Raw genomic sequence first — 12,953 nt, forward strand, 5'->3', positions numbered from 1 at the left:
TACGGCAACGCGGCGTCCGGCTCCGCCTGACACGATTCGTACCCCCAACGCCTTCTCCGCCCCCAAGCAGCAAGAGCGCAGCGGCAACCATACCGCCGACCACGGCCGTGGCAAGCGGGCGGTGAAGGGAACATGGGGAGAGGAATTGGACCGGATCTCGGAAGACCGGACGGCGCTCAGTTCGCGGTCAGCGCCGTCTTGGCGACTTCCGCCATCCAGCGGGACGCGACCGGCAGGATCGCATCGTTGAAGTCGTAGCGCGGGCCGTGCAGCTCGGCGCCGTCGCGCAGGGGTCCGTTGCCGATCCAGACGAAGGCGCCGGGGCGATGCTGCAGATAATAGGCGAAATCCTCGCTGGCCATGCTGGGTGGGAGATCCTGGCGCAGCGGCGCCTTCGCGCGCTCCGCCGCGATGCGCGCGAGGCTTGCTTCCGCCGGCGTGTTGACCACCGGGCCGACGCCGTGGACGAAGGACGGCGTGATGGCGACGTCGAAGCTCGTCGCGACGCCGGCGCAGATCTGCTCGATCCGCGCCACGATCGCGTCCCTCACCGGCACCCGGTTGGTGCGCAGCGTGCCCTTGATCTCGACCTGTCCCGCGATCTGGTTCGGCGCGGTGCCGCCCTGGATCATGCACAGCGACAGCACCGCCGTGTCGAGCGGATCAACGCTGCGCGCGACGATCGATTGCAGCGCGACGATCAGATGTCCCGCCGCCATCACCGGGTCGCGCGACAGATGCGGCAGGCCGGCGTGACCGGCATGGCCCTCGATCGTGAGCACCACCCGGCCCGCGGAGGCCATGACCACGCCGTCATGGACCGCGACGGTGCCGGCCTCCAGACCCGGCCAGTTGTGGAAACCGAACACGCGCGTCATCGGAAAGCGCTCGAACAGGCCCGCGCCGACCATCGCGCGCGAGCCGCCATAGCCTTCCTCGGCTGGCTGGAAGATGAAATCGACGGTGCCGCTCCAGCTGGTGTCCGCCACCAGCAGCGCGGCCGCGCCGAGCAGCGACGTGGTGTGTCCGTCATGGCCGCAGGCATGCATCACGCCGGGATTGCGCGAGGCGTAGGGAAGGCCGGTGTCCTCCTTGATCGGCAGCGCATCCATGTCGGCGCGCAGGCCGACCCGAGCCTGCGCGTGCCCGCGCGTCAAGGTGGCGACGATGCCGTGGCCGCCGATGCCGGCCTCGAAGGGAATGCCGAGCTCGGCGAGCCTCTCCTGCACGAAGGCGGCCGTCGCGGTCTCCTGCAGCGACAGTTCCGGATGCGCGTGAAGGTGCTGGCGCCACGCGGTCAGTTTCTGGTGCAGCTCGGGTGTCAAGGCGGGCATCTCTCGCAAGGTGTCGGCTGTCGTCAGCATAACCGATTATCCTGCCGGTAAATCAAGCCGCAGCGAATGCCTCGCGTGCAGCCGTGCCGCCATGGGCGGGCTTGACCGGCCGCGCCTTGCTTTGCAGGAACGGGATCGCGGATGCCCGGGCATGACGGCCGGCGCTACGGCGACAGCCTGGCGAGGCCCTTCCAGTCGAAGCTGATGCCGTGGCCGGGCCTTGCCGGTGCCAGCGCCTTGCCGTCCTCCAGCACCAGCGGGTGCTCGATGTATCTGTCGAGCCCGAAACCGTGCGCCTCGAGATAGGAGCGGTTCGGGCAGGCGGCGAGCAGATGCACGGTGATGTCGTGCGCGCCGTGGCTGGTGACCGGCAGGTTGAAGGCTTCCGCGAGCCGCGCGATCTTCATGAAGGCGCTGACGCCGCCGCAATTGGTGACGTCGGGCTCGGGATAGGACACCGCGCCGGCCGCGATGTAGTTCTTGAACTCCCACAGCGAGCGCAGATTTTCGCCCGCTGCGATCGGCACGCCGCCGGCCTGCATGATGCGGGCATGGCCGGCGACGTCGTCGGGGATGATCGGCTCCTCGAGCCAGGTGAGGTCGTAGGGAACGAAGGCGCGGGCGGCACGGATCGCTTCCTCGACCGTCCATTTCATGTTGGCGTCGGCCATCAACGGAAAGCCGTCACCGAGATGGTTTCGCATGGCGGCGACGCGCGCGACGTCGGATTTGAGGTCGGGCCGGCCGACCTTCATCTTGATGGCGCGAAAGCCCTTGCCGAGATTGCCGTCGGTCTGCGCGAGCAGCGCCTCGACCGAGAGATCGAGGTCGATGCCGCCGGCGTAGCACGGCACGCGCGCATCGTACCCGCCGAGCAGGCGGAACAGCGGCAGGTTCGCGCGCCGCGCCTTCAAATCCCACAGGGCGATGTCGAGCGCGGAGAGCGCCAGCACGGCAGGTCCGCCGCGCCCGCCGTAATGCAGGCCCCACCAGACGTGGTGCCAGATGGCTTCCGTGTCGTCGGCCTCGCGGCCCTCGACCAGACCCGGAATCTCGCGCGTGAGGATGTCGGCGACGGCGCCGCCATTGCGTCCGACGGTGTAGGTGTAGCCGACGCCTTCGGCGCCGTCGGCATCGCGGATGCGGCAGGTGATCAGCTCGAACGCCGCGATCTCGCCATGCGTGGAGTCGGAGAGCGTGACGGGGAGGGGGATCCGGTAGAATCCGGTCTCGACGGTCGAAATGCGCGGCATGCGGCCTCCCTGCTTTTTCTTTGCAGGCTAGGCCCGCGCGCGGCGCCGGGCAAGCGCGCGCCGCGCAAGGCAGCTCACCGCATCGTCGCGATCTGCAACGCGAGCGCGCAGGCGCGGTCGTATTCGTCGAGATTGATCCATTCGTCGACCGTGTGCGGCTCGTTCTGTCCCGCGCCGAACGTCACGGTCGGAATGCCGTGACGCACCATCCAGTTCGCATCCAGCCCGCCATTGGCGGTGCGGACGTTCGGCGTGCCGCCGACCGCGGACACGGCTTCGACCGCGCGCTTGACCACGGGCAGCGTGTCCTTCATGCGGAACGGATGATAGTCGGTCTCGGCCTTGAACTTGACGCGGCCGGACTTGCCTTGCGCGTTGGTGACGCGCTTGGCCGCCTTCTCGAACGCAGCCTTGTAGGCCTTGGTGATCTCCTTGAAGAATTTTCCGTCGTGGCTGCGGCTCTCGCCGCGTACATGCACGTAGTCGGTGACGACGTTGGTGGCATCGCCCGCGGGGCGGCCCTCGCCGCCGGTGACGGGACCGACATTGCTGGTTCCCTGCCGCTTGCCCTTCACCACCTTGCCGAACCAGCCGCCGGCTCTCACGTCCGCGAGCGCGAGCGCCATGATCATGGTGGAGGAGATGCCGCGCTCCGGCGCGACGCCGGCATGCGAGGCGCGGCCGAAGATCTCGACGCTCCAGCGGTCGGCGCCGACCGCGCCGATCACGACGTTGGACGCCGAGCCGCCGTCATAGTTGAACGCCATCACCGGCGAACCCAGCTCCTCCAGCTTGACGTGGCGCGCGCCGTAGAGCCCGCTCTCCTCGCGCACGCAGAACAGCAGCGTGATCGGCGGATGGTCGAGTTTCTGCTTCTCGAGCTCGGCCGCCAGCGTCACCAGCACGCCGCAGCCGCAGCGGTTGTCGCCGCCGAGCGCGGTCCTGGCCTCGTTGACGATCTTGCGCCCGGATTTCTTCGGCTTGGCGCCGGCGCAGAGCGGCACGGTGTCCATGTGGGTCATGAACATGATGCGCTTCTGGTTGTGCAGCGCGCCGCGCCCGGGCAGGTCGACGATCAGATTGCCGGTCTCGGTCGGCACGGGAATGCGCGTGTTGGCGTCGTCGAGGCGGATCGCCTTCGCCGGCACGCCGATCTCCTTCAGCGCCGCGGCGATATCGCGCCCGATCGCGGCCTCCTGTCCAGTCACGCCCTCCACGGAGAGAAAGCGCATGAGGCGGTCGGTGGCGGCCTGGGTGTCGACTGGCATGGACGTCATTTCCCCTGTGCGATTTGCGCGTCAGCATCTCCCGCCGCGCGCCGCTGCGCAAGGGTCTCAAACGGTCTCAGAAATTCCGCGTGTAGACCAGGAAGATCAGCGATCCCACGAGCAGCGCGGCGGCCATGAACAGCAGCACCGCCGGCAATCCCGCCAGCGCCGCGACCGCGCCGGTGAGCGACTGCATCAGGGCCGCGCCGAGGAAGAAGGCGAGGTTGATCGCCGCGAGCGCCTTGCCGGTGGTCTGCGCGTCGACGAGCTGCCGCGACATGCCGAACAGCAGCGGCTGCGCGGAGGTCGCCAGCCCGATCAGCACGAACAGCACGAGATCGTATTGCGGCGGCATCATGGGAACGCCGAGCAGCACGGACACCGCGTAGTGCGGCGCGCCGAGAGCCATCAGCGCCAGCAGCAGTGCGCCGACCAGATGCGTGCCGGCCACCAGCGCGCGGCGATGGCCGAACCGGCGGTCGATCATTCCGACGCAGAGCGGCCCGGCGATCATCGCCACCGTGAACAGGCCGAGCTGGTTGCCGGCCTCGACCCGCGACAATCCCTTCACCTGCATCAGCCATGGTCCGCCCCACAGGCCGCGCAGCACCAGCGAGGTCGCGAGCGATACCATTGCGAGCGCGATCAGGCCGCGCAGCGGCCGCGACAGGCCGAGCCGCAGCACCTCGATCATCTGCGAGAGCGGCGAGGAATCGTCCTTGTGCTCGGCCGGCTGGCTCGGCACCAGCATGTACACGGCCAGCGCGACGAGCACGCCGCCCAGCGCCGAGAGCCAGAACCCGGCGCGCCAGCCGTACTGATCGACCACGAAGGCGAGCGGGCTGGAGGAGAGCAGCATGCCGATGTTGCCGATCGAGAGGATCGCGCCCGACCACAGCCCGAATCGCGCCGCCGACAATTGCTTCGCCGCCAGCGTCATCGGGCACATCAGCATGCCGGAGGTGGCGATGCCTAGCAGCACCTGTCCGACCGCGTAGCTTTCGGGGCCGGTCGCGAAGCCGGAGGCGATCGCGCCGAACACGGTTCCCACCAGCAGGCTCAGCGACACCGGCCGCACGCCGAAGCGGTCCATCGCGGCGCCGACCGGGATCTGCGCGGCCGCAAAGGCAAACGGATAGACCGAGGTGAGGCTCGCCAGCGCCTGCGGCTCCATCTGGAAATCCGCCGCCATCAGGTCGAGGCTGACCGCCGGAATGGTGCGCAGCAAGGTCGACAGCATGTGCCCGCAGGCCAGCGCGACAAGCGCAAAAATCAGCGCGCGGGAGCCATCTCCCGCTTCATCCGTGGCAGTCGCAGTCATCGATATCCCGTCCCGGCAAGGGTTCGGGTCGGGTTACACGATTGGGGAGAGGGTGCCAATGGCGGGAGAGGTCGCGTTCACGCAGGGGCGACCAGACGGGATGTCGGGGGTCATCCGAGGCGTCCGCGCAGTCAGCGCTCCCGGGCCGATGGTGAGAGGCCGCGAACGAGATAATAGCCGCTGCAGACGCAAGGTATCGCCAGGGCGATCCACGAAAGCGCCCACCAGATCCCGCCTTCGCCGATCAGCGCCGCCAGCAGGCCGAACGTCGTCACCAGCGCCAGCAGCGCGGGGATCCTCCAGAGAGCGCGGCCGGCATGGTCCGGCGTCATCGCGCGAACTCCGCCGCGGCTCCATCGGCAACCACCGCTTTGCCGCGCCATTTGGCAAGCCAGAGATACAGGCCGCTGATCAGGATGATGATGGTGATGATGTCGAGCACGGCCCAGATGATCTTCAGCGGCAATCCGCCGTAATCGCCGAAATGGAGCGGCTGCGAGACGAACAGGGCGGTCGCGTACCACGGCATGTCGCGAACCGCGACGACCTCTCCGCTGGCTGCGTCGACGATGGCGGGCTTGAGGATGCGGCTGGTCAGCGGCGTGTCGCCGGTCAGGAACGCGGCGTAGTGATGGGGCGTGGAGAACGGCGTGCCGGGGAAAGCGAGTGTCATCACCGTCATTCCCGGCTCCGCCGCGCGAACTCTCGCCAGCACAAGATCGACCGGAGCTTTCTGATCGCCGGCCGCCTTGCCCTGGCTTTGCGCCGCCATGTCGATGAGCTGGTTCGACTGCCACATCAGTTCGATCGGCGCGGCCAGCGTATTGATCACGCCCGTCAGCGTGATGATGCCGAACCAGGCCAGGGTGATGATGCCGAGCAGATTGTGCAGGTCGAGCCAGCGCAGCCGGTTGCTGTGCCGCTTGCGCACTTCGCCGAAGGCGAGGCGTCGGGCGAACGGACCGTAGAGGACCATGCCGGACACGATCGAAAGCGTCAGCAGAAGTCCCATCGCGCCGAGGAACAGCGTGCCCTTGATGCCGGCGAATAGGTCGGCATGAAGTCGCAGCATGACGTAGATGAAGCCCTCGTTGGGTTGATCGGTCGCGAGCGCCTTGCCGGTTCTGATGTCGAAGACCTTGTAGAAGAACGTGTCCGGCGCGGACGTCACGCTGGCGGCCGTTGGTACTTTCACGATCGGCTTCTCGCGATCGTAGAACAGGTACGGCACGATCTCGCCCGGCCGCTCGGCGAGCGCCTGGGCGATCATCGCGTCGACGGATGCGCGCGTGCTGCCGTCGGCCACTTTCTCGAGCGCGGGGTTAGGCCCCAGCTCCTCGTGGAAAATGAGGGGGAGGCCGGTGAGACACAGCAGCAGCGCGAAGATCGTGCAGATCAGGCTGCTCCATTTATGAATCCACGACCACCCCCGAAGCCGTCGCGCCTTCATGGTCGCGGCAACATCATCGGCAGCGCCATGCGATCACCACCTGTAGCGCAGGCCCGCAAGCACCATGCGGCCGTTGCCGAACTGGCAGTAGAAGTTGGAGCTGCAGCTCGTGTAGTAGCTCTTGTCGAAGAGGTTGGTGACGTTGATCGTCAGCTCCGCGCCCTTCCAGGCCCGCACGAGGTTGACGAGGTCGTATCTCGCCGCGGCGTCGAACACGACGTAGCCCGGCGTGACGAGGCTGTTGACGTCGTCGCCGTAGCTCGGGCCGACCGAGCGGACGCCGCCGCCGAGGCTTAGGCCGGCGACGCTGCCGGTCAGGAAGCTGTAATTGACCCACAGCGATTCGAAATGCGCCGGCACGGCCTGCGGACGCTTGCCGATCGTGGTCAGGTCGGTCGATCGGGTGACTTTGGTGTCGAGGAAGGTCGAGGCCGCGACGATCTCGATGTTCTCCGTGACCTTGCCGCGCGCTTCCAGCTCGATGCCGCGCGAGCGGATCTCGCCCTGCTGGACGTTGAATCCCGCGACCGAGGACGGCGTCAGCGTGTTCTGCTGGCGCAGGTCGAACACGGCGGCGGTGAACAGCATGTCGGCGAAGGCCGGCTTGTACTTCAGGCCGCCTTCGTACTGCTCGCCCGTCGTCGGCACGAAGGGCAGGCCGTTGCTCCCGACCCCGATGGTCGGTTCGAACGACGTCGCATAGCTGACATAGGGCGCGAGACCGTTGTCGAAGAGATAGAGCAGGCCCGCGCGATAGGTCTGCTTGTCGCTGTCCTGCGACTGTTTGGTCGCGGCGATCCGGTTGTCGGTGGTCTGCTCGGTCCAGTCGTGCCGGGTCCCGAGCGTCAGGCGGAAGCCGCCGAACTTCATCTGGTCCTGGACGTAGATGCCGGTCTGGGACAGCGACTGGTCGTTGTTGATGAACGGAGTGAGTGCGCCGACGGGCTGGTAATAGACTGGATTCACGACGTCGAGCGACGTCGCGCCGCCGAATTGATAGAGCCACGAACTGTGGGTGTTCTGCTGGTCCCAGCCCGCGAGCACGGTGTGTTCGATACCAGACGTCCCGAAGTCGAAGCGCAGGCGGTTGTCGGCGGCGATGCCGTCGGCGCTCTCGGTCGATCTGATCGCCGCACGAGGGATCGTCCCGGCCCCGGTCAGCGCGCCCGCCATCTGAAGCGACTGGAAATCGGTGTCGACCTTCGTGTATCGCAGGGCCGAATGGAAGCTGACGACGTCGTTCAGCCGGCGGTCGAACACATATCCGACACCCGATTGCTCGCGGTCGAACCGGTCGAAGCCGGGATCGCCGGCGTTGAGGTTGCGATTGAGATAGGGCCGATACGCTGCCGGCGCGAGCGACTGGGCGTAGAGCGAGTTGAAATAGCCCCCCTTCGGGTCGTGCTGGTAGAAGCCCGAAACCGTCAACTGCGTGTCGGCATCCGGGCGCCATGTGATCGCCGGCGCCACGCCGAAACGCTGCTCGTCGACCCCGTCATAGCGCGTGCCGGACATCCGGCCGATCGCACTGATGCTGTAGAGCCATTGGTGCGCGGCGTCCAATGCGCCCTGGCTCGTGATGCCACCCTGGATTCGGCCGTAGCTGCCGCCTTCGATGCGCGCCTCGCTGTAGGGAACGTCGCTCGGCTGGCGGCTGACGAGGTTGACGAGACCGCCCGGGTTGATCTGTCCGTAGAGGACGGCGGACGGGCCCTTGATGACTTCGATGCGGTCGAGAAGGAATGCGTCGATCGAGGTCACCGCGAAGGCCTGGCCGCGGGGCAGCTTCAGTCCATCGAGGAAGCTGACGAAGTTGGTCGAGGTGCCGAAGGCGCCGATGCCGCGCAGGAACACGCTGTCATAGCGGGTCGTCGCGTCGACCTCGGAGAGAACGCCGGCCGTGTACCGCAAGGCATTGCCGACGGTCTGGGGATTCTGCTCGTCGATCTGCCGGCGCGTCACCGTGGTGACCGATTGCGGCGTCTCCAGCACGGGGGTGGACGTCTTCGTCGCGGTCGACTGGTTGGTCGCGGACATTTGGTCGCGGGTGTCCTGGCGGCCTGTCGCGGTGGTCGCCGCGCCGGGGACGGCCGGCGCGGGCGCGGCCTGAGGCGTTCTCGCGCGGGTGCCGCGCCGAGTCGTGGCCTGCTGACGCTGCGACGTCACGGCGCGCGCCGGACGCTGGGCCTGCGGCGCATCCACCGTGACCGGCGGCAACGCGGAGCTCTGCGCGAACGCCGGCCAATCGAGTGCCAGAGCGGCAGCCGAACCGAGCAGAAGCGCCGTGCCTCGCAAACTCCGCTGCGATCCCCTAATCATTCCCATGTCGTAACCCCACCCAAAATCTGCGGCCGGGGTTAAAACAAAACGGGACGGAACTGTCCAGTTAAGCGGTTGGTGTTTTCGAGTATTTAGAACTATTAAAAGTCGAGCGGTTGATTCCGAGCCGCGCAGGGGAAGGCATGAAGAGGGCAGTCAAGACCGGCAAGCGCGTCAAGGGACGTCCCGGCGCGCGCGTCAGTCCACGCCGGGAAGGCCGCGGAGGACGGCCGACGAAGGCGGAAGCGCAGGCGATCGAGGACCGGATCCTGGCGGTGGCCGCGAACCTGTTCGCAAGGGACGGCTACGCCGCGACATCGATGGAACGCGTCGTCTCGGAATGCGGTGCCGGCAAGGACACCATCTACCGGCGCTATCCCTCGAAGCGGGCGATCTTCGATGCCGTGCTCGACAGAAGCCGTCGCAGGATCATGTCGCGTCTGTCCGATCTCCAGGTCCGGCAATCGGGCCAGAGCAGTCTCGCGCAGCTCAAGGAGCTGGCAATCTGCCTGCTCGACATCAATCTCGATCCGGAACTGGTGGCCTTCAAGCGGATCGCCGCGAGCGAGATGATGGTGGCGGCAGGAAGCGACGCCAAGCCGGAGCCGGATGCGATCATGTCGCTGCTGCGCACGACCGTGATGAAAGCCCAGGCCGATCAGCGCATCGTCGCAGGCGACATCAATTTCGTGACGGACTTCCTCATCAACAGCATCATCGTCGGTCCGACGACCCTCGCGATGTTCGGCTACAAGCCGCTGGCCTCGCCAAGAGAACGCAAGCTGTATTTCGAGAAGGCCTGGAAGCTGTTTCTGGGCGGCGCGGCCGGCAGGCAGGACTAGACGCGCGGGCTTCCGAGCAGGCCAGGCAAATGGTCAGGAACCGGCCTTGGTATGCTTGCGGCCGACGAGAACATGGGCGCCGCCGGCCTCGATCCACTCGTCGTGCAGTTCACCTTCGGCGACCGAGAATATCTGTCCCGGACGGTAGGAAACGGCTTCATCGGTCTGCTTGACGACGAAGGTTCCGGAAATCACCAGCCCGCGGATTTCGAAATGATGCCGATGCCGTCCCTTGCCCGGGCGCGGATCGAGCTTCTGATATTCGATCTCCTGAAATCCATCGGCCTTGAGCTGCTGTTCGAAATCGCGTTCGTTCATGCACCCCTCCCGTCGAGGCCGCGCCGATGGCGCGCGGCCGTGGAGTTCCAACGATAGGGCCTTTCCCGGACAGCCGCAAATCCCGGCTGCCGATCATCGGATATCGCGGTCTCCCACTTCGACAGCCGCTATTGTGCTGCTTCCTTGAGCAGCGTCGTCGGGAACACCGGCTTGGTGAAGAATTTCGCGCCCGCTGGCAGGGGCCGGGGAAGCGGCCGTCCTGAGATCACGATGATCCGTACGTCCGGATCCTGCTGCTGGGCATAGTGAGCCAGATCCACGCCGTCCATCTTTCCGACGAGATTGATGTCGGTGACCATCAGGGCAGGGTGCCTCATCTTCAGCGCCAGCGCTGCGGTTTCGGCATCCTCGCATTGCAGCACATCGAAGTTGCTCTGCTCGAGGAGCAGCGTGAGCATTTCGCGTTGAATATCGTCGTCCTCGACCACGATCGCGATCGGGCGGAGCGGTTTCGACTGGCCCATGGACGCACCTCACTGTTTTTGTCTGTTGTTAAGTGCGTGGAGGCCAAATCTGTTCCCGGTAAGGTGCGCCGAGTTCCACGCGCGCAAGTTGCAGAATCTCTGTCGAAGTCGCTTTCTTTGCCTGCTGTGCCCCGTGCAGATTTCAGCCGCAATTCAGCCGAGCTCACGCAGCAAACGCTGCGCATCGATCAGGAGCGCGCGAACGGATTTCCGCGCATCGATCGCCTCGCTGGTGAAGACGCCATGCTTCATGGCATTCCGGTTTCCCGGTGGTGCGCCGGATCCTTCGGCGCCGCCATGCATCCGGCAGCGCGCCTTGCCTCGCAGCGCCGGCATGCGGCATGGAACGCCGTTGCGGGTCCTGGCGCCGCAGCGCCGGCTCGCCCGCATCGCGCCGGTGTTGCGCGTGTGGCTCATGTCACGCCGATCGGCTCGCGGCCACGTTGCGTGCTCTGCATTGCCCCGATTGCCGGAACGGTCGGCGCGCTCGTCGTCGCGTCGGCCAGGGAACGTTCCGGAGCCGGTGGGGCGATCTGGGGCGCGACGCTGTCCGTGATCGCTGCGCTGTGGTCCTGTACCGCCAGGCTCTCGACCGTGATGGCGCGTTCGCCGTTGTTGCGGTAGCGATTGAGCGCCTCGATCTGCGCGGGGAAGATCCGCATGAGCTTGCCCAGCGCGCGCGAGGCGCTGTCCTGGCCGGCGAGGTCTCCGGCGCAGGCGAGATGGTGGGCACATCGCATCGCGGTGACGTGAATGCACACCATCTGCGCTACAAGCATCGCCTCGATCGAATCTCTCGGCGCGATGCTCTTGATCATCGAGATCATGAAGGCGAGATTGCCTTGATCCGGCCTCTGCCCGATCGCGCCGACCTTCACCAATTGCCTGAGCAGGCCATGCAGCGCGTCGCGATCGACGGCGCCGAGCGCCTCGGCCAGCAGTCTTTCGCCGGCCTGCGGGTCGGGATGGTCGATCGCAATCCGCCGCTTGTAGAGCTTGATGCGGGGGCTCGCGGCGGAGCCGCCGCGGTGGTTTGCCGCCATCGGTGTCGAATCGGTTCGTGTCGGGGATGTCGTCATGTCGTGTCCTTTCGCCGGCGCGGTCGCGCGGGCGTCATGCGCGCGAGCCGTCGCTGCGCGGGTTGCGATTGTCGGGATGTGAGTGAAGGGCTTGGGCGCAGCCGTGTCGTGGCGCCGACGCTCAGTCGGGGCAGGACACGATCGAGCTGCTGCGATGATGCCATCGTGCCGGTGTTTTGCCCGACGTGTCAAATGGCCTTGCGCAGGAGATGAGGCCGGTCCTCATCGGCGCGGCCTACTGTGCATGGGGTTGTTTTCGCGATTTTGTCTGGGCCGCCCGCCGGCTGGCTGGCTGGTCGTGGGAGCGCAAGGCGAGCGACAGGCTCAGCGAACGACGTCGCTCCAGTCCGGGCAGTTCCGTTGCGGCACCGGCACCAGCCAGGCCTGATAGTTCGATTTGTCGATGACTTCGGCCGGCAGCATGATCTTCTCCGGCAACGCCTCGTGCTTGAGATAGCGCAGCGCCGCCATCGTCGCGGTGCAGCCGATCTTGAACATGTTGAAATCGACGCTGGCGAGCATGTTGCCGGCCTCGATCTGCTTCACGGCCGGCAGGATGCCGTTGATGCCCATCACGATGGCGTGGCGGTCGGCGTCCTTCAGCGCCTCCAGCGCGCCGAGCGCCATGCTGTCGTTGGCCGACAGCACCGCGTCGATCGATGCATGTTCCTTCAGGAGTTGCGCCATGACGCGCCTGGCGTCCGGCTGTTGATAGTTGCCGACGGCGGAGGCCAGCACCTCGATACCCGGATATTCGGCGAAGGCGCGCTTGTAGCCGCGCAGGCGCTCGCGGTTGGTCGGTGCGCCCGCGGTGCCCTCGATCACCACGATGCGGCCCTTGCCGCCCATCTTCTCGAACAGATAGCGCGCTTCCCGATAGCCGATCTCGAAATCGTCCGCGCCGACATAGGTGACGAAGCGGCCGGGCAACGGATTCGACGCGAGCACGACCGGAATGTTCGCCTCGTTCAGCCGCTTCACGGACTCGACCATGGCGACGTCGTCGACGGGAATGAAGACCACGATGCTGGGACGGTCCTTCAGCACCTGCTCGACCATCGCCTGCTGCTCGTCGACATTGTCCGGCTGCTTCGGCACCAAATGGATGGTTCGCGCTCCCGCCGCACCGGCGGCCTTGTCGGCTGCGATGCGAAACGCCTCATAGGCGGGATTGGTGGTGTTCTTGGTGAAGACCGCGATCACCGGCGCATCGGCTGCGCGGGCGGGGAGGCCTGCAAGGACGCTGCAGCCGAGCACGAGTGTGACGAGCAGGCGCATGGCGAA

At 66.5% G+C, this 12,953-nt stretch carries 13 protein-coding genes; 1 reads left to right on the forward strand and 12 read right to left on the reverse strand.

Translation table 11 applies throughout. The features are described from left to right. Window positions 1–176: 176 nt before the first annotated feature. From QM712_RS05400 to QM712_RS05430, 7 genes are all read right to left on the reverse strand, one after another. A complete protein-coding gene (locus QM712_RS05400) occupies window positions 177–1,325 on the reverse strand; it encodes an amidohydrolase (RefSeq protein ID WP_415022056.1) in 1,149 nt (382 codons plus the stop codon). A gap of 173 nt (window positions 1,326–1,498) precedes the next feature. Beyond that, window positions 1,499–2,587 carry a mandelate racemase/muconate lactonizing enzyme family protein gene (locus QM712_RS05405; protein WP_415022009.1) on the reverse strand — a complete coding sequence of 363 codons (1,089 nt, stop codon included), beginning with the start codon at window positions 2,585–2,587 and terminating at the stop codon, window positions 1,499–1,501. Between the two features lie 74 nt (window positions 2,588–2,661). Next, complete coding sequence (locus tag QM712_RS05410) at window positions 2,662–3,855, reverse strand: M20/M25/M40 family metallo-hydrolase (RefSeq protein WP_415022010.1); 1,194 nt, start codon at window positions 3,853–3,855, stop codon at window positions 2,662–2,664. Window positions 3,856–3,931: 76 nt separating this feature from the next. After that, window positions 3,932–5,176 (reverse strand): MFS transporter, encoded by a 1,245-nt coding sequence (locus QM712_RS05415; RefSeq protein ID WP_415022011.1) that lies wholly within the window; start codon window positions 5,174–5,176, stop codon window positions 3,932–3,934. 131 nt (window positions 5,177–5,307) lie between these two features. After that, a complete protein-coding gene (locus tag QM712_RS05420) occupies window positions 5,308–5,508 on the reverse strand; it encodes a hypothetical protein (protein WP_415022012.1) in 201 nt (66 codons plus the stop codon). Beyond that, entirely contained in the window at window positions 5,505–6,626 is a 1,122-nt protein-coding gene (locus tag QM712_RS05425; protein WP_415022013.1) for a PepSY-associated TM helix domain-containing protein, read from the reverse strand. The genes QM712_RS05420 and QM712_RS05425 overlap by 4 nt, the downstream gene beginning before the upstream one ends. Window positions 6,627–6,659: 33 nt before the next feature. Continuing rightward, on the reverse strand, window positions 6,660–8,945 hold the full coding sequence (locus tag QM712_RS05430) for a TonB-dependent siderophore receptor (RefSeq protein ID WP_415022014.1): 2,286 nt from the start codon (window positions 8,943–8,945) through the stop codon (window positions 6,660–6,662). Window positions 8,946–9,088: 143 nt separating this feature from the next. On the opposite strand from QM712_RS05430, the gene QM712_RS05435 reads away from it, so the two are divergent. Continuing rightward, the gene (locus QM712_RS05435) at window positions 9,089–9,787 is read left to right on the forward strand and encodes a TetR/AcrR family transcriptional regulator (protein WP_415022015.1); all 699 of its coding nucleotides are present in this window, start codon (window positions 9,089–9,091) and stop codon (window positions 9,785–9,787) included. A gap of 33 nt (window positions 9,788–9,820) precedes the next feature. Here QM712_RS05435 and QM712_RS05440 read toward each other — a convergent pair whose 3' ends face one another. The 5 genes from QM712_RS05440 to QM712_RS05460 all read right to left on the reverse strand — a co-directional run bounded on the left by QM712_RS05440 (window position 9,821) and on the right by QM712_RS05460 (window position 12,947). Continuing rightward, window positions 9,821–10,105 (reverse strand): hypothetical protein, encoded by a 285-nt coding sequence (locus tag QM712_RS05440; protein ID WP_415022016.1) that lies wholly within the window; start codon window positions 10,103–10,105, stop codon window positions 9,821–9,823. A gap of 128 nt (window positions 10,106–10,233) precedes the next feature. Then, window positions 10,234–10,590 (reverse strand): response regulator, encoded by a 357-nt coding sequence (locus QM712_RS05445; RefSeq protein WP_415022017.1) that lies wholly within the window; start codon window positions 10,588–10,590, stop codon window positions 10,234–10,236. A 153-nt stretch (window positions 10,591–10,743) separates the two neighbouring features. After that, window positions 10,744–11,007, reverse strand: coding sequence for an HGGxSTG domain-containing protein (locus QM712_RS05450; protein ID WP_415022018.1), 264 nt, complete (start codon window positions 11,005–11,007; stop codon window positions 10,744–10,746). Further along, the gene (locus QM712_RS05455; protein WP_415022019.1) at window positions 11,004–11,669 is read right to left on the reverse strand and encodes a hypothetical protein; all 666 of its coding nucleotides are present in this window, start codon (window positions 11,667–11,669) and stop codon (window positions 11,004–11,006) included. The genes QM712_RS05450 and QM712_RS05455 overlap by 4 nt, the downstream gene beginning before the upstream one ends. 324 nt (window positions 11,670–11,993) lie before the next feature. After that, window positions 11,994–12,947 (reverse strand): sugar ABC transporter substrate-binding protein, encoded by a 954-nt coding sequence (locus QM712_RS05460; protein WP_415022020.1) that lies wholly within the window; start codon window positions 12,945–12,947, stop codon window positions 11,994–11,996. Window positions 12,948–12,953 lie beyond the last annotated feature (6 nt).

The sequence above is a fragment of the Bradyrhizobium sp. genome (assembly GCF_047605465.1).
GTDB lineage: Bacteria > Pseudomonadota > Alphaproteobacteria > Rhizobiales > Xanthobacteraceae > Bradyrhizobium.